Annotated in this window: 12 protein-coding genes; 1 reads left to right on the forward strand and 11 read right to left on the reverse strand. The window is 59.0% G+C overall.

All coding sequences use genetic code 11. The annotated features are described in order from the left end of the window. Positions 1 to 27 precede the first annotated feature (27 nt). The 6 genes from AzCIB_RS19135 to AzCIB_RS19160 form a co-directional block, all read right to left on the reverse strand. Positions 28 to 1,086, reverse strand: a complete 1,059-nt coding sequence (locus AzCIB_RS19135) for a lysylphosphatidylglycerol synthase transmembrane domain-containing protein (protein WP_083447171.1) — start codon at positions 1,084 to 1,086, stop codon at positions 28 to 30. Next, positions 1,086 to 1,862, reverse strand: coding sequence for a glucose-1-phosphate cytidylyltransferase (gene rfbF, locus AzCIB_RS19140; protein ID WP_050417358.1), 777 nt, complete (start codon positions 1,860 to 1,862; stop codon positions 1,086 to 1,088). Before rfbF ends, AzCIB_RS19135 begins: the two co-directional genes overlap by 1 nt. Before the next feature lie 19 nt (positions 1,863 to 1,881). Further along, positions 1,882 to 2,859, reverse strand: a complete 978-nt coding sequence (locus tag AzCIB_RS19145; RefSeq protein ID WP_198149565.1) for a glycosyltransferase family 2 protein — start codon at positions 2,857 to 2,859, stop codon at positions 1,882 to 1,884. Positions 2,860 to 2,886: 27 nt separating this feature from the next. Then, on the reverse strand, positions 2,887 to 3,822 hold the full coding sequence (locus AzCIB_RS19150) for an NAD-dependent epimerase/dehydratase family protein (protein WP_050417359.1): 936 nt from the start codon (positions 3,820 to 3,822) through the stop codon (positions 2,887 to 2,889). A gap of 1 nt (position 3,823) precedes the next feature. Then, entirely contained in the window at positions 3,824 to 4,924 is a 1,101-nt protein-coding gene (gene rfbG / locus AzCIB_RS19155; RefSeq protein WP_050417360.1) for a CDP-glucose 4,6-dehydratase, read from the reverse strand. An 81-nt stretch (positions 4,925 to 5,005) separates the two neighbouring features. Further along, positions 5,006 to 6,574, reverse strand: coding sequence for a glycosyltransferase (locus AzCIB_RS19160; RefSeq protein WP_050417361.1), 1,569 nt, complete (start codon positions 6,572 to 6,574; stop codon positions 5,006 to 5,008). A 176-nt stretch (positions 6,575 to 6,750) separates the two neighbouring features. On the opposite strand from AzCIB_RS19160, the gene AzCIB_RS19165 reads away from it, so the two are divergent. After that, the gene (locus tag AzCIB_RS19165) at positions 6,751 to 7,881 is read left to right on the forward strand and encodes an ISAs1 family transposase (protein ID WP_083446821.1); all 1,131 of its coding nucleotides are present in this window, start codon (positions 6,751 to 6,753) and stop codon (positions 7,879 to 7,881) included. A 1,649-nt stretch (positions 7,882 to 9,530) separates the two neighbouring features. Here AzCIB_RS19165 and AzCIB_RS19175 read toward each other — a convergent pair. The 5 genes from AzCIB_RS19175 to AzCIB_RS19195 form a co-directional block, all read right to left on the reverse strand. Continuing rightward, the gene (locus tag AzCIB_RS19175; protein WP_050417363.1) at positions 9,531 to 11,852 is read right to left on the reverse strand and encodes a hypothetical protein; all 2,322 of its coding nucleotides are present in this window, start codon (positions 11,850 to 11,852) and stop codon (positions 9,531 to 9,533) included. Then, entirely contained in the window at positions 11,849 to 13,114 is a 1,266-nt protein-coding gene (locus AzCIB_RS19180; RefSeq protein ID WP_050417364.1) for an ABC transporter ATP-binding protein, read from the reverse strand. Before AzCIB_RS19180 ends, AzCIB_RS19175 begins: the two co-directional genes overlap by 4 nt. Continuing rightward, the gene (locus AzCIB_RS19185) at positions 13,114 to 13,908 is read right to left on the reverse strand and encodes an ABC transporter permease (protein ID WP_050417365.1); all 795 of its coding nucleotides are present in this window, start codon (positions 13,906 to 13,908) and stop codon (positions 13,114 to 13,116) included. Before AzCIB_RS19185 ends, AzCIB_RS19180 begins: the two co-directional genes overlap by 1 nt. A gap of 118 nt (positions 13,909 to 14,026) precedes the next feature. Beyond that, entirely contained in the window at positions 14,027 to 15,475 is a 1,449-nt protein-coding gene (locus tag AzCIB_RS19190) for a mannose-1-phosphate guanylyltransferase/mannose-6-phosphate isomerase (protein ID WP_050417366.1), read from the reverse strand. A gap of 188 nt (positions 15,476 to 15,663) precedes the next feature. Further along, complete coding sequence (locus tag AzCIB_RS19195; RefSeq protein ID WP_050418460.1) at positions 15,664 to 16,671, reverse strand: NAD-dependent epimerase; 1,008 nt, start codon at positions 16,669 to 16,671, stop codon at positions 15,664 to 15,666. Positions 16,672 to 16,744 lie beyond the last annotated feature (73 nt).

A 16,744-nucleotide genomic window follows, 5' to 3' on the forward strand; every position in this document is an offset into this window, starting at 1 on the left:
GTTGCATGCTCAAAAAAGACGTTGAATTCAAAGCAGTTGCTTGGTGGCGCTGCGTGCGCGCAAACCGCGGAACATGTTTGGGTTCGCCGCGATCGCCACTGCACCGGCCAGCGTCGTCGGAAGCCATAACCCCAAGTGCGATAGCACCGCAAAGCTCGCGGCTTGCGCCGAGCTTCCCCCGACCATGGAAATTGCGGCATATGCGGCAAGATGAAAGGGGCCCACGTACCCCGGCGAGGACGGCACCAGAGTGGACAAGGTCGCAATCGCCATGATGACCATGGCCAGAGGCAGGCCGTTGTCGAGTCCAAATCCGGACAACACAGACAGGAACAGCCCGGTCTCGCCAAGCCACACGAGCGCCGACACAAGGAACAGCGCCGCCAGTGCGGGCAGCCGCGACATCAGTTCAAAGCTCCGCAGGAGATCGCGAGCGGCACGGAGGGCCTTACTGCGCGCTGATCCCGTATCCGCTTCGTCACAGAAACGATGAATGCGATTCGCGATGGCACCGCTGAACAGGAACACAAGCACGAGCGCAAGCCCGCCCAGCACAGAAAGACTCATCGCAGTCTGTCCGACCCATGCAGGAATGTCGACGCCACCACTCAAGGTAAGCCCTACACCAAGGCATACCAGCAGTGTCAGAAGATCAACCAGCCGCTCCATGAGCAGGCTGCCGGCTGCCGTGACCCGGCTGAGCCCGATTGAGGAGGGAAACACGAGCGCGCGCACGACGTCGCCCAAGCGCAAGGGCAGCACATTGTTGAGCGCGATCGACCCGAGAAACGGCGCAAAGCACCGCCCGACACCTATGGGCGCGCCCGCAGCATGCAGCATGAGGGCCCAGCGCACGACGCGCATCGTGTAGCCGAACGCGAGCGAGAGCACCCCCAGCAGCAAATAGGGCCAGTGGAAAATACTCAATGCCTCACGGATCTCGTCCAGTTTGATCTGGCTAGCGATGAAAAGAAGGCAGGCGCCGGAAATTCCCCAGCCCACGAGGTGAGGACCGAGCCCCCGCGCGCGTCCGCCGGACGAACCGGCTGAAACAGCCGGCTCGCCGCCTTTTGCAGCATCGCTCATCAACGGTCCCATACACGCCACGGTGCTGTACCGCTATTCCACAGCTTTTCGAGCTCGCGCTTGTCGCGCAGCGTGTCGCACGCTTGCCAAAAGCCCTTGTGCTCGAATGCAGCCAGTTCTCCCTCCTTGGCGAGAGTCATGAGGGGCGCGCGTTCCCAGGACGTATCGTCCCCTTCGATGAACTTGATCACTTCCGGGTTCAGAATGAAGAAGCCGCCGTTGATCCATCCGATTTCGTCGCTCGGTTTTTCCTCGAAACTGCTCACCTGCCGATCCTTGTCGATATTCAGGACGCCGAATCGACCCGGCGGCTGGACGGCCGCAACCGTCGCGAGCTTCCCATGTCGACGATGAAAAGCGATCTCCGCCCCAATGTCGATATCCGACAGTCCGTCTCCGTACGTGAGGCAGAACGGCTCGGCGCCAAGATAGGGAGCAACGCGTTTCAGGCGGCCTCCCGTCATCGTATCGGGACCGGTATCCACAAGAGTCACCTTCCAGTCCTCGGACTGACTATTGAGAATCTGGTGCTCGCCGTTCTTGAGGTCGATTCGCATGTCCGCCATATGACGGTAGTAGTTGAAGAAGAACTCCTTGATCACATAACCCTTGTAACCCAGGCAAATCACGAAATCCTTCACGCCATGGTGCGCATAGCACTTCATGATGTGCCACAGTAGCGGGCGCCCGCCCACCTCAACCATCGGCTTCGGCTTGGTGTCGGACTCTTCGGCAATACGAGTGCCCAAACCACCCGCGAGAATGACGGCCTTCATATCAACCCCTTTAATTTGGTTAGAGTTTCAGTTCGTGCGATGAAAAATTCAGACTCTGCTCGATGATCGCAATCGGCTCCGAACGCAGGATCAGATAAATGCGCAGCAAATATTCTCCAATGATCCCCAGCAGCAACGACTGAAGCCCCGTGCCGAACAGGACGAGTATGTGGATACTTGCGAGGCCCTTTGGAAGATCCGGGTGGAGTGCACGAAGCACGAAGTAGTACAGCGCCCCCAGTGCACTTACGCCCAGCATCATCGTGCCGACAAGCGTGGCAAGCCGAAGCGGAACAGACGAGTGGTTGAACACAGCCGTCAAGCCGAGGCGTATCAGTCGCGCGACACCGAATTTGCTTTCGCCGGCGACGCGAGCATCCCGGTCGTACGCGATGCCGGTTTGTTTGAATCCAAGTCCGGCAATCATTCCCCGGAGATAAGGACTCGGCGTACGCATTTTTCCAAGGGCATCAATTACCCTGCGATCGACGAGCCGGAAATCTCCGACATCACGGGGAATCGGGTGTTCGCTTACCTTGTCTATCACCCAATATCCGACTCGCCGAAACGCATTGATAAACATGTTCTCTCTGCGCTTGCGGCGAACACCGTATACGACGTGAAAGCCTTGCTGCCAATACTCGAAGAACTCTTCGAGCAATTCGGGCGGATCCTGCAGATCAGCATCGATCTGCAGCACAGCGTCCCCCCTGGTGTGAAGGTAATTTGCGAGAATCGAGCGTTGAAACCCGACGTTCTTTGCGAATCGCACCGCTCTCACCCGGTCGTCCGACGCACCGAGATTCGAGAGTTTTTCCCAAGTGTCATCGTTCGAGTGATTGTCTGAGAAAACGAACTCGAGCCGGCAGCGGTCCTGCATACGCTCGGCCAGTGCCGTGAGGCGGCCGTACAGCGAGTCGATGTTCTCCGATTCGTTCAGGACAGGTATCGTGATCGAAACCAGCGGCAACGAATGAGCGTTAGTAGTCATAGGCATCAGATTAAATCGTTCAAAACTATGCGGCTATGCTTTAAGCATCGCACAATCGGCGTCGGCCAGCTCTTGAACCGCTGCTACCACGCCTTCCGTTAGCGACCTCGTGGACGACCAGCCGAATGCAGTCTTGAAAGCGCGCGGGTCACCGACGACGGAGGGCAAGTCATCCGGGCGCAGCGGAAGAGCCCCAAAGCGAAGAAGTTCACGGGCCACGTCCAGTGCAGCGGCGACCTCTAGAGCGAAATTCCGCACTGTCGTCCCCCGGCCAGAGGCGAGATTGTACGTGCCTGCAAGCTCGGGATTGCCCGCGAGAACCCCGAGAACAATTTCGATGCCTTCGCACACCTCGTCGACATGCATGAAATCTCGCACTTGCGTCCCGGCAGACAGAGCGACGCAGTCAGATCGACGCAGGCTGGACACGAGCGAGGGGAACAATCGATGGGCCGCCTCGCCCGGACCGAAAACGTTGAACAGTCGCAACACGGCGACGGGGAGACCGCATTGCTCACCCAGCGCCCGCGCGAGCAGTCCACCCGCAGCTTTACTCGCACCGTACAGTCTACGTGCTTCGGGCGGAGAGCTTTCAGTAATTAATTGAAGGGAATCGCTTCCCGCGTACTCGGCGCTGCTCCCCACTTGAACAAAGGATCGTGCCCCGTGATCGGCAGCTAACCTCACGAGCTCCGACGGGAAGCAGGCGTTGATCCGCACCAGACTCTCCGGATCGCGATCACCGGGATGGACGCCGGCGGCGGCCAGATTCACGACGGCGTCGATCCCGCGACCGGCAAGAACTTCGCGGAGCACAGCAATTTGGAGCCCCTCGGCCACGAGCTGCTCGCCCGGAACCGACGGAGCCGCCCTACGAACGACTGAGAACACTTCGTGCCCAGCGAATAGAAGTCTCTGCGCAAGCCTGCCTCCGACGAAGCCGCTCGCGCCAGTGAGAAGCACCCTCATTTCAACGCTGCTCCCTCTTGACGAGCACAGTGCGCCAGGCTTCGATCTGATCCTGCGTAAGCGCGCGGCCGCAGCCCGGATCCCGGTAATACTCCCGATACCAGGCAGCCGTCTGCTCGACGACCTCCTCGGTATCCCAGGCGGGGAGCCACTGGAGAACGTTGCGCGCGAGCGAACTGTCGAGTGCAAGCGCGCTCGCCTCCGGCAACGGATTGTCCATGAATTGGAGATTCGGCCGTTGCCAACTCGCGGACAGCAGTTCCAGAACCTCCCTTACCGAATACTGGCGCGCATCCTGCGGCCCCAGATTCCATGCTCGTGCATAGCGCGAGGGATTGTCTGAGATCAATCCTGCCATGAGCATCAAATACCCGTGAACGAGCGCAAGGACGTGCTGCCAAGGTCGCGTTGCATCGGGATAGCGCAGCGTCAGCTGCGTTCCGTTCGTGACCGCACGGACGAAATCCGGCACGAGCCGATCCTCCGACCAGTCCCCGCCTCCGATGATGTTGCCTCCTCGTGCGGTTGCGATAACGGGCCCTTTCCCATCTTGCCATGAGAAGGATTCGGCGTAGCTTTGGATAACCATCTCGGCGGCCGATTTGGAAGCGCTGTACGGGTCCTTTCCGCCCAAGGGATCGTTTTCCCTGTACGGCCAAGGCCACTCGTTATTCTTGTACACCTTGTCGGTGGTGATGCACAAAACACCACGCACACTCTTTACGGAACGAGCGGCCTCGAGCACATGGGCTGTCCCCTGCGCATTCACGAGAAAGGTTTGCACAGGCTCCCTGTAGGAGCGCCGTACAAGCGGTTGCGCCGCCAGATGGAGGATGAGCTCCGGCTGGAAACGTTCGACTGCGCTCCTAAAGAGCTCGAAATCGCTAATGTCCCCATAGACGGTCGGTACATCTCCTTCATGGCCAAGAGCTTTGAACAGCGAGGGGTCCGTGGCCGGAGGCAAGGAAAAGCCGGACACGTCCGACCCGATGCGTTTGAGCCATTCGACGGCCCACCCCCCTGTGAAACCGGTATTTCCGGTCACTAGAATCCTGCGCTGCGAAACAGCCAGCTCAAATGAAAGCAACTCACGTGAGGTCATCAATTATCACCAAGATAAGTCTATTGAATTCGTTGGGAGCACGTTTCACGCCTGCACATGCCGCGCACACATCATTCGAGCTCACGCGCCGTCTGCCCAGGACAGCTCACGACCTTCGATCTTGGCTGCCGTTGCGGAACGAGATTCCTGGGCCGGCAAAGTATCTTGGGGCAGCAAAACCGCCTTCAGTTGGTCCGTGCTCTCCTTCCACGTCAGCCAAGGGAGGCCATCGGACGTCGGGTACTGCCCGGTACGGAACAGTTCGAGCCATTCATCGATTGCACCAGCCAAGTCAACCGCCGACAGGCCGGTAAAGTAATGGGCGTGTGATCCAGCCACCTCACGAAAGACGGCGAGGTCTCTCGCGATGATCGGCACCTTGTATTGCGCGGCCTCGATTAGCGGGAGTCCAAAGCCCTCCCCCTCGGATGCGGCAATCAAGCAGCTCGACGCAGCATATATTCTATCCAGATACTCATCGCTGATACCCTCCAACCAGAGCAGGCGCTTATCGAGTTCCGGATGGGCGCGAAGTTTCTGGACGAGCGAATCGACCATCCACCCGGCCTTGCCCACTATCACGAGGTTCGCCGCAAGACCGCGCTCCCATAACAACTCAAACGCACTCAGAACCTGCGCATGCCCTTTCCGCGGCTCCAACGTGCCCACCAACAGGAAACTCGGGACGCTCGTGAGCTTTTGCAGAACTACTTCGGCATTCGTGTCCATGCCCTCGCTCGCGCGGCTATTCTTTAAGTCGGCACCGAGATGGAACCAACGAATATCGAGCGGGCGTCTCTTCTGCACGCCGTTAGCTCGCACCCAGTCGGCCATCTCCTGTGCGACGGAACGCGAAATACAGATCGCTGAATCGGCCTTGGAAACGACTCTCAGCCAATCCTCGTGCCCCTCCTTGAAACCCGGGGGATAAACATTTTCGAACTGGATGGGGATCAGGTCATACACGACGAACGCGACGTGAACTCCCGAATTCATGAGCCCCTCATAGACGCCACACCTGTCGGCCTGAATGACGTAACCACCAGCAAGATCAAGACCGATAAGAATATCGCCGACATGGGGCTCGACCCGCTCGTTCGGGAGCCACCCTTGAGTGCATCCTAGCAATGCGAGGGTATAGTCACGAGCGTATCGGTAATGCCAATTCCCGCCTTCATCGCTGAGGTATACCGGCTCGATCAGATATCCGCTCGGCGGCGAATCGATCAGCCCGAGCAACAGAGCTCGGACAACCCGTTGAATACCCGTCTTGAAGTCGTCTCGCACCACTACGGAGACATCGACAAAGAGCTTGCGCGCCGGGCGCTTAGACGGAAAAGCGCGAGACAACGCGTCCGCCAATGCGACGACCTCCTGCCCCCCCTCCTCCTCGCGTATCCTGCACCCAAGTTCGCGAATCAACGCAGCGCGCCCGACGCTGGCTCTGTCATAGAATGCCTCAATGCCCCGAAAATACTGATCGGCACAGACTTCCGGCGAATGAACTGCGTGAACATAGGCCCGGCCCCGTGCTCCAAGGGCCGAACGTTCAGGTGGCTGACGCCTTAGGATTTCCAGGGCCTCCACCAACTGCCCTTCGGCAAAATCGTCCGGCAACATCCAGACTGCATCTGTCGGCAGATCTGCCATTGCTCCGTTTGCATTGACAACGGTAGCCAGTCCGTAGTTGAGGCAATCAAGTACAGCAGGGCAATCGCACCGACTTGGCATATGCGAATGCCAAAGATTGTTAACTTTCATGACCTTACCGAGCCCCTGTTCACAGCGGCATAATTTGTGTAGTTTCCTACCTTTTTGGGCCGCCCATGAAGGCAGGAAACATCATGCCGCTGACGCAGGTGTTCGTCTCGATTTCCGATCCGCGCAGCGCGCGCCACAAGCGCCACGATCTTGCCGAACTGCTCACGGTGGCGGTTTGCGCGGTGCTGTCGGGCGTGGACGACTTCGTCGACATCGAATTGTGGGCCGAGGCCAAGATCGACTGGCTGCGGGGCTTCATGAAGCTTGAGCATGGCATCCCGTCCCATGACACGATCGGTCGCGTGTTCGGCATGATCACGCCCGATGAGTTCGAATCTGCATTCCGGCGCTGGGTTGGCATGGTGGTGCCCGCGTTGGCCGAGGACACGGTCGTGGCAATCGATGGCAAGACCAGCCGACGAACCGCCAGCAAGACCAAGACGCAGGCGAGTCCGCTGCACTTGGTCAGCGCATTCGTGGCCGGTATGGGTGTTGTGTTGGGCCAGACGGCGACCGCCGAGAAATCCAACGAGATCACGGCGATCCCGGAATTGCTCGCCAAGTTGGCGCTCGAGGGCTGCGTGGTGACGATCGACGCGATGGGCACGCAGACGAAGATCGCGCGCACGATCCGCGAGCGTGGCGCCCATTACGTGCTGTGCGTGAAGGACAACCATCCGAAGCTGCTCGACTCGATCATGTTTGCCGGTATCGGTCCGAACGGACCGCTGACACCGAGTTCGACGCACGAGACCAAGAATCCAGGCCACGGTCGTAGCGAAGTCAGGCGATGCTGGGCCTTTGATGCAACCGAGCGGCTCTACAAGGCCGAGGACTGGCAGGACATCGCCAGCTTTGCCGTGGTCGAGCGCGTGCGCACGGTGGGCAATCGCACCAGCACCGAGCGCGCCTACTACATCAGCAGCCTGCCCGCCGACGCCGAGCGCATCGCTCGGGCCGTACGCAGTCACTGGGAGGTGGAGAATCGCCTTCACTGGTGTCTGGATGTGCAGTTCAATGAGGATCAGTCACGGGTGCGCAGCGGTTATGCCGCCAACAACCTGGCCATCGTCCGCCACATCGTGATGAACCTGCTGCGGCTCAATACGACCCGCAAGGCGAGCATCAAATCGAAGCGCATGCTGGCTGCCACCGTCGATGAATTTCGCGCCGAGTTGCTCGGGGTTATGACATGAAGGTGCGATTGCCCTGTCAAGTACAGCCGCCGAGGTTTCCCCCCGAGAAAGGGTTCTGAGTTGTACGGCCACGTCCGCCGCAGCCAGATACAGGCGGTAGGTTTCAGCGTCAACCCAACCGCTGATTCGCACCCCTCGAAGCTCTGGCGCATCTCCAATCCGGTTGGCAAGTTCGATCCCATAGGGAGACTCGTCATTCTCACCAACGAATAGCAACTTGCAGTGCGTGTCTTCGGTTATCAATCGCGAAGCGGCCCAAGCATTCAGAAGCGAGTGGTTCTGCTTTGTCTTGCCTATGAATCCAAAGCTGCAGACTACGAAGTCCTCCTCTGAGAATCCGAGTTTCTTCCTTGCACGCTTCCGGTCGATTTGGCTCGCCCGGAGGCGCAACAACGGGACCACAGAGAGACTATGACCTTGGCCGTACCAGTGCTGAGTGAGACGAACCGAGTTCTCCGAATGGACGATGACTCCGAGCGCATTTGTGATTACGCTGAAATTACACGGATAGCCGAACGCGACGCATTCGTCACCGCTCTGGAACCGCTCCTTCACCGCGCGGTAACCGTGGGCTCGGTATAACTCATCCCAAAGGGCATTGGGCGCTATGTTGTACGTCTCTCGATACCATTGAACACCGCTCAGGAAGAAGTCGTGCAAGACGACGACGCCGGGAGCCTTGCCCAAGAGTTCAAACATCCCGGCGTGCATCGGGTTATTGCCAAAATGGTAGAGCACGCGCTCGTATTCGTGCTTCCGTTCGAGGAATTCGTCGCCTGAAAGAACCTCTGCATTTCTCTGAACCCATTCATCGGTTACCGAAGCCTGAGCTGCTACGACATCGACGTCATAGTAGCGGGCGAGGAAAGGCAACAACTCAGCGCTATAGTCTGCAATTCCAGAACGCTCCGGCGGCAACGGCGACACATAGGCAAGACGAGGTTTCGTGCTCCGCAAAGACGGGCCCAAGGGAAGCGATTGACAGCGATTCGCATGCATTTCCTCAAACCGCGCCAAAAGGCGGGTGGCTTCCGTGTTCAGCTCGCTCTCGGCGTCGAATCCCGGCCCGGTGAACGCCTGAAATATTGCCTCGCGTTCAATAGAGAGGCTCTTCGCGGCACGCTCGACCGTCACCGGCGCGAGCAAATGGCATCCCGCGGCACGTTTCAGAAATTCGAGTTTCCGTGCTCGATGCCCGTCAACCCCAGGCTCCCCAGTCGGGTGAGCAAGGACTTCCTCGGGCACCATGACGACGGTAGGTAATGCGGGGGCGAAGCCTCCTATGCTCACGACAACGTCGTTTGCATATCCCTCAAACAAGGTGGTCAGGTATACGACGTCCGGCTCGAGACTTGCCAAGAACGCCTCCCTGATCAGTTCGCCTCGCAGGATGCGCAGGCCGTTTGCCGAATTGTTCTCACTAAGTGGTCCCGGCGCATTCCAAACCCTGATCTTGTCTTGCGGCAACAGTCCCCGAAACGCGTCACGGATATAGCCAATCGAATCGGGAAAGGAAGCGCTGAGCGCCAAGACGATGTCGTGCTTCCCGCAATTGCGGACGACCGCTTGAACGAAGGACACGGCGAATCGTCCGACGCCGTTCTGCCGGCGCTCCGTTTGCGCCCCCTGCATGTCGATGACAATACGCATCAGCTGGTCCTATTGCTCCGTTGTATCGCTACCTGCAGCTCGGAATAAATCTGCCGCCCAGTGGCGGAAAGATTCGACAACTGCGGCTCCCTCTCGAAGGTGGAGTGAATTGATCCGTCGGCCGCAGCGGAAAAATCACATGGCTGTAGCGAATTCGGTAGCCGGGGACCCGCTTGCGGGAGAAGCCCCGCGTTGCGGGCGAACAGCACGACGTGATTGCGCAGGACCGGGTACCTGTCGAGTGATTTGTTGACCCTGTAACGCAGCCCCGGCCGCTTAAGGGTGGCACGAACCACCAGAACGGCAGGCGCACGAAGCACTCGGCGTACAGGCTGAGAGATCAGACTAGCCGCCCGGCGCAGTGGCGAAAAATCGCCCGAGATCACGCGTTTAGCAGCCCGCACTGGCGCAGTCATTCGCCACGAATTGCTGCCATGGATAGCCAACAAGCGCTCGTGCCACTGTTGCGACTCCACGTACCAGTAATGGGCGCTTCCTTGCGTCGCGACCAATGTTCCATGCAATTCGTTTCGCTCCGCCAGCCAGGCTCCCACCAGTGCGCTTCCTTCAGCCCCCTGCGCTTCGAGCCGCGCTATGAGGTCTTGCTGCTCCTTCAGCGCTATATCCGCGGCAGCGTACGTACGTTCAAGCTCGTCCGCCCGTAACTCGGCATGGCGGGCCCGCTGTTCCAACGCGTCCGCACGCTCCACGGCGAGGACCATCCGACGCTCCAGCCCGACGGCACCGGTTTCGGCCGTGACTGCGCGGACTTCCAGCTCAGCAGCGCGAGCTTCAGCAGCGGCTGCACGACTCTCCATTCCGTCGGCTCGGATTTCGGCCTCGAACACTTGGTACTCGAGCTCACCGACGCGGCTCTCGGCGCCAATAGCGCGCTGTTCGAGCTCATGCACCTGCATCAAAGCTGCCACGACCCTCCGCTTCAGCTCTTCGAGCTGAGCTTCACTCACAGGCTCCCGCAGGGAGTTGTCGGCCTCATCAGTCCCGTCGGATTCACGGACCTCGAGCCCGGCGGCGCGCAATTCGGCCTCGACAACACGAAGTTCCAGATCTTCGATGAACGTCTGGGCAAGTCCCACGCGGTACTCCAACGCGGCTGCCTCAGCCTCGGCTGCCTCGGCCCGGCGCAGGTTCTCGTCCGCCTGCAGTTCGACTGCTCCAGCCTTGACCTCCGCCGCGAGCACCTGTCCTTCGAGGTTCGCTATCTGTTGCGCATACGCCGCGCGCAATTCAACCTCCCTGCGCCCCGATTGCAGGACGAGAGACCGTGCGCGCTCTGCGTCTCGGAGCAGCCCCGACGCCGAGGGACCGGCGTCACCATCGGCCCAGATTCGCGGCTCATTTTCGCGCCTGAGGCAAAGCAAGTCGTTCAATTCGCGCTGCGTCATGCCCGACAAGAGCAACAATCCATGCGCCTTGTCTTCGACACGTTCAAAGAAGTCGCGATCATCCACCCCATACACGGTCTGCGGACTCACACAGTCAGAAAAATCGACTCCGCAGATGCCGTGCCCAGCCATCTTCCCGATCGTCACCTCGCGATACTCCATATCGTCGCTCAAACGATCGATATTCAATAGCAGATCGGCGTGCGCAACGCCTTCCTTGAGGGCGAGCAGCCAAAGCACATAAAAGACGAGGTAGGAATGCTCCGGCGGAAGCGGGGTCTTCAGAAATCTGTCCATCTGTGCAGGCAGATCCTCGCTTTCGAAGCTGCAGAAACCGATTTCCTGACGTAAGCGTGCAATGACCTCCGGATGGCGCGGGGCATTCAGGAACAACTGGCTCGTGGCGTCAAAATAATCCGCGACCTTGTATGACCACCATTGGTCCCACGGGTTACGCCACAAATAGACGTGAAGTCCGCCGAGTTCTTCCTTGATCGCGCCGATTCTGCAGGATGTTCGGCACTCCTGTATGACCGGCTGCCCACGCGATTCCGATATTAAGCTCTTCCAGAACTCGAGACCGAACTGCTCTCCTCCCTGCGCGAAATATGCGTCGTAGACATCCGACTTCTTGAGCGCTCCCAGGCAGCGCTCTGCAACCTCGTAGAGTTCCAGAAAATACGGGTCCGCCAATCTCGGATGGCGCAACATCGCCATCTTGCCGGCATCCTCTCTCAGGAGCATCTCTCTGTTTTCGCGGGCATACAACGAAATCTCGTGCAGAGGCTCCTGGTAACACCAATAGCCAGCGGCCGAACGACGAAAGGCATTGAAGACGTACGTGCTTCCGGCCCGAAACAGAGAATGAATGAAGACGGGGACGCCCGCCGCCAAACGAACCGTGTCTTTTGTCATGCGAGAGCCAATTCAAAGACTGCGGCCGTATTGATCAGGCCGGACTTCACGAAGGTCTGGTCGTCTGACCGGATGCGGAAGATTACCGCATCGACCCGCCGATGCAGGAATACGGGAACATCCGAACTGTCATCCCGAACGCCACAATTGATGTAGAAGACGCCCGGAGCAAATGCGTTTTCGAGCTTGAAACTCGCGATCATCGTATCTCCCGGAGCAAATGAGCGGGCGCTAATGTCGGGCATATGGGACGTATCCATTCCGAACAACGCGACCCCATCGCGAGTCTTCGCCATGAACGCGAACGCGACCCTGGAAGCCATCTGGGCAAAGCGAACCCGGTACTTCAGTACGATCGGTTCGCGACTACCGAACACGTTCGCGCGCTCGCCACTGGCGTTCTCGAGCCAGATCGCTTCGATCAGCGCGCGACCGTCGCCGTACGCAACCTCGCAGTCGCTCGCCAAGCTTTCATCGACCAATGACTCGGGCGCAATTGGGAACCCTTCGCTGACCTTCGCCGTTTCGCGTCCGCCGAAAAGTGCCTTCTCGTACAAGTCGCATACGTTCTTTGCTGACCCGAAGGCGAAAACCTCTCCGTTATTCAGGAACAAAGCTTTTCCGCAAATCCTCTTCACGCTGTCTACGTCGTGACTGACATAGAGCAAACTTGTCCCCTGTTCGCGAAAGTCCTCGATTCGCCGAAAGCATTTCCGCTGGAATGCGGCGTCGCCGACGGCGAGTGCTTCATCGACGATCAGAATCGCCGGCCGGAGCACAGTCGCAACGGCAAAGGCAAGACGCACTTGCATGCCACTCGAGTAGATCCGGACAGGCTGATCCACATAATCGCCGATGTCGGCGAACTGCTCGATTTCGGGCATCAATGTGGTGATCTGCTCAACCGTGAGTCCCTGCAACTGCCCTGCCATGAACGCGTTCTGGCGTCCCGTGAAGTCGGGATGGAACCCCATACCAAGTTCCAGCAGGGCTGCGACACGTCCAGGGCCCACGCGGACGCTCCCGGCAGTCGGTTGCGTAGTACCGGTAATAATCTTCAGGAGAGTGCTCTTCCCCGCGCCGTTGACGCCAAGGATGCCCATGCTTTCGCCTGCGTCAAGATCGAAGGAAACATCCTTTAACACCCATTTAAGGGTGTGGTGAGGTCGATGCCCCGGCGTTACCCATTCCAACAGGCGGGACCATCTGGTCGGGTACTGTTTGAAGGCTTTACCGAGATTGCTGACTTCGATCCTACCCATCACAACTCGTCCACCAATTCACCGGCGTGCCGACGGAAGAGCCCCAGTCCGACGGCGCAGAAAAACAACGCAAGCAAGCACACTGCCCACAGGTTTTCCCATTGTGGCCAACGGTTAGCTATGAATATCTGCTGAAAGCTGTCCATTAGAGCTGCCATCGGGTTCCAGATCATCGCCGCACGCATCTCGTCCGACAAGGCCGCTGTCGGGTAAACAATTGGCGTAAGCCAAAACCAAAAGGTGATGAAAATGCCGAAAAACTGACCAATGTCGCGAAAGAAGACGTTGAGCACCCCAAGCGTGACACCCAATCCGATCGAAAATAGAACGAGTATGACGAGAAGAGGGACGAGAGCAAGGATCGCATTACCGGGGAAATTGCCAGAGAGCAGCAGGAAGGCCGTAAACAGCCCGAAGACGATGCAAAAATTCAGCAACGCGCTCAGGATGATGACCAGCGGCAGGCACATCCGCGGAAAGCAAAGCTTCTTCAGAAGATTTGCATTGTCGATGAAAACGTTCTGGGCGCGACCGACGATCTCGGCGAAAAGCCCCCAGGTCAGGAGTCCTGCGCACAGATAGATACTGTACCCGAACCCGCTATCGACGCCGGGAAGCTTGGCCCGCATGACTTCGGCAAAGATCACCGTATAAACGACAATCATTGCCAAAGGATTTAGAACGGTCCAGAAAGCTCCCAACAGCGAATTGCGGTACTTGGACTGAAACTCGCGTTTGACACTGCCGATGATAAAACCGCGGTAGTTCCAAAGCGCAGCAAACATTGCGCTCATCAAAGCACCCTCGACACACGGAAAACCGGCCCCGCGCGCCGCGCTGAATCCGACATGAAGACCATTTCAGTGTTCTCAGTGGCGCGGCGGGATTCCCCGCGCCCACCACAACAAGCTTTCAAACCGCCACCCGTCCATAAGTATCTTCGAAGCGCACGATGTCGTCCTCGTCGAGGTAGCTACCGGATTGGACTTCAATGATTTCAAGCGGAACCTTGCCGGGATTGGCGAGCCGATGAATATGCCCTAAGGGAATGTAGGTCGACTCGTTTTCCGACAAGAAAAAAACCTTCTCGCCGTTAGTTACCTCAGCTGTACCCTTGACGACAATCCAGTGCTCGGCGCGGTGGTGGTGCATCTGCAGGCTCAGCTTGGCGCCGGGTTTGACGACGATGCGCTTGACCTGAAAACGGTCCCCGAAGTCGATCGAGTCATACCAACCCCAGGGGCGGTAGATCTTGCGATGCGCATCGGCGAGCGTGCGGCCTTCGGCCTTGAGGCGGGTGACGATCTTCTTGACGTCCTGCGTACGAGACTTGTCAACAACCAGGACCGCATCGGGCGTTTCCACGACGATGACGTCTTTAAGGCCAACCCCGGCAACGAGGCGGCCGCCGCCGTACAGCAGACTGCCCTCGCAGCCTTCAACGATGGTTTCGCCGAAGTGCGCATTTCCACTTGCGTCCTTCTCCATGACATCCCAGAGGGCGTCCCACGCCCCTACGTCGGACCAGCCTGCGGACATCGGGATCACTACTCCTTCGATGCCGAGGCCGTTCTGGTTCGCGAGCTTTTCCATCACTGCGTAGTCGATGGAGTCTGACGGACAGGCCGCAAAGGATTGCGGATCGATGCGTAGGAAATCGGCGTCCTGGGCTGCGGCATCGAAGGCCTGCGTGCAGGCGGTGGACATCGACGGATTCAGCTCCTCCAGTGCTTTCAGCCAGACACTGGCGCGCATCATGAAGAGGCCGCTATTCCACAGATACTCACCCGATGCGACGTACTCGGTCGCACGATTCACGTTCGGCTTCTCGACGAAGGCGACGAGTTTGAGTGCGCCATCGTCACGGCGAACGCCGGTGCGGATATAGCCATACCCGGTCTCGGGGCGCACCGGGACGATTCCGAAGGTGACAATCGCGCCATTGGCGGCCGCGGGAAGGCCGTTTGCGACGGCGGACTGAAAGGCAGTGCGATCAGTGACGACGTGATCGGCCGGCATCACGAGGAGGATCGGATCATCGCCATTCAACCTGGCTGCGGCCAGCGCCGCGAGGGTCAGCGCAGGCGCGGTATTCCGCCCCACAGGCTCGAGAACAATGTGCGGATCATCAATGCCCACGGAACGGAGCTGCTCGGCCGCCATGAAGCGATGTTCATTGTTGCACACCACGATGGTCGTGCCGGTGCCCTGCCCCTGCATGAACCCCTCGAGACGCAACGCGGTTTCCTGCAGCATCGTGCGGTCGCCGGTCAGGGCGAGAAGCTGCTTGGGCTGCATTTCGCGGGACAACGGCCAAAGCCGCGTTCCGGAACCGCCAGAGAGGATCACAGGAGTTATCATGTTCGAAGGTGCCAGTGGTTGATTTATACTAAATAGATAAATAATGCGTTTAGCATTACCCGCCCTAAAAAACGGCACTCCTTAAGGGCTGAGCTGGTCGCGCATGTGAACGCGCCAAGCCTGAGAGCAAAGGCTCGAATTATTGCACTGCGGAACGCCAACTACTATTCAACCAAAGTAATAGGAAGTTACGCGTCGTAGTAGCCGCGGTACCAGGCAATGAAACGCCGCACCCCTTCGCGCACGCTCGTGGCCGGCGCGAACCCGGTCCACGCATTGAGCTCCGCTGTTTCCGCGTAGGTCGCCGGCACGTCGCCGTCTTGCATCGGCAGGAAATTCTTCTCGGCCTTCTGCCCGACCGCTTCTTCGATCGCTTCGATGAAGCTCATCAGCTCGACAGGATCGTGATTGCCTATATTGAAGACCCGGTAGGGGGCGGCGCTGCGACCGGGGTCGGGCTGAAGGGGATCGAAGGCGGGGTCCGCTTCGGCCGTATGGTCAAGGGTGCGGATGACGCCCTGGACGATGTCGTCGATGTAGGTGAAGTCGCGCTTCATCTTGCCGTGGTTGAAGACGTCGATGGGACGGCCTTCGAGGATGGCTTTCGTGAAGAGGAAGAGCGCCATGTCGGGGCGGCCCCAGGGGCCGTACACCGTGAAGAAGCGCAGGCCGGTGGTGGGCAGGCCGTAGAGGTGGCTGTAGGTGTGGGCCATCAGCTCGTTGGCCTTCTTCGTGGCGGCGTAGAGACTGACGGGGTGGTCGACGCTGTCGTGCTCGGAGAACGGCATCTTTGTGTTGCCGCCGTAGACGCTGGAGCTGCTAGCGTAGACGAGGTGCTGGACCTTGTTGTGTCGGCAGCCTTCGAGGATGTTGATGAAGCCGACGAGGTTGCTGTCGACGTAGGCGTGCGGGTTCTGCAGGGAGTAGCGCACGCCGGCCTGGGCGGCGAGGTGGATGACGCGGTCGAACTTTTCCTCGGCGAAGAGGCGCTCCATCCCGGCGCGGTCGGCGACGTCGAACTTGACGAAGCGGAAGGCGGGATGTGGGGTGAGGCGCGCGAGGCGGTCCAGTTTGAGCGTCGGGTCGTAGTAGTCGTTGAGGTTGTCGAGGCCGACGACTTCGTCGCCGCGTGCGAGGAGCGCCTCGCTGTTGTGCATACCGATGAATCCGGCGGCGCCGGTTACGAGGATCTTCATACGCAGTACGACCATCCGTGGGAAATTCGACCGCGAATTATCTCACGGACGGAGGGCGCTTTCGTTACAGGAC

Origin of the sequence: Azoarcus sp. CIB (assembly GCF_001190925.1) — a bacterium.
Lineage (GTDB): Bacteria > Pseudomonadota > Gammaproteobacteria > Burkholderiales > Rhodocyclaceae > Aromatoleum.

What these genes read in the sequence shown, in the direction of transcription:
- AzCIB_RS19145 (WP_198149565.1), bottom strand. Translation starts at nt 2,859, where the DNA reads ATGCCTATGACTACTAACGCTCATTCGTTGCCGCTGGTTTCGATCACG.
- AzCIB_RS19135 (WP_083447171.1), bottom strand. Translation starts at nt 1,086, where the DNA reads ATGAGCGATGCTGCAAAAGGCGGCGAGCCGGCTGTTTCAGCCGGTTCG.
- rfbG (WP_050417360.1), bottom strand. Translation starts at nt 4,924, where the DNA reads ATGACCTCACGTGAGTTGCTTTCATTTGAGCTGGCTGTTTCGCAGCGC.
- AzCIB_RS19180 (WP_050417364.1), bottom strand. Translation starts at nt 13,114, where the DNA reads ATGGGTAGGATCGAAGTCAGCAATCTCGGTAAAGCCTTCAAACAGTAC.
- AzCIB_RS19195 (WP_050418460.1), bottom strand. Translation starts at nt 16,671, where the DNA reads ATGAAGATCCTCGTAACCGGCGCCGCCGGATTCATCGGTATGCACAAC.
- AzCIB_RS19150 (WP_050417359.1), bottom strand. Translation starts at nt 3,822, where the DNA reads ATGAGGGTGCTTCTCACTGGCGCGAGCGGCTTCGTCGGAGGCAGGCTT.
- AzCIB_RS19175 (WP_050417363.1), bottom strand. Translation starts at nt 11,852, where the DNA reads ATGACAAAAGACACGGTTCGTTTGGCGGCGGGCGTCCCCGTCTTCATT.
- AzCIB_RS19160 (WP_050417361.1), bottom strand. Translation starts at nt 6,574, where the DNA reads ATGGCAGATCTGCCGACAGATGCAGTCTGGATGTTGCCGGACGATTTT.
- AzCIB_RS19185 (WP_050417365.1), bottom strand. Translation starts at nt 13,908, where the DNA reads ATGAGCGCAATGTTTGCTGCGCTTTGGAACTACCGCGGTTTTATCATC.
- rfbF (WP_050417358.1), bottom strand. Translation starts at nt 1,862, where the DNA reads ATGAAGGCCGTCATTCTCGCGGGTGGTTTGGGCACTCGTATTGCCGAA.
- AzCIB_RS19165 (WP_083446821.1), top strand. Translation starts at nt 6,751, where the DNA reads ATGAAGGCAGGAAACATCATGCCGCTGACGCAGGTGTTCGTCTCGATT.
- AzCIB_RS19190 (WP_050417366.1), bottom strand. Translation starts at nt 15,475, where the DNA reads ATGATAACTCCTGTGATCCTCTCTGGCGGTTCCGGAACGCGGCTTTGG.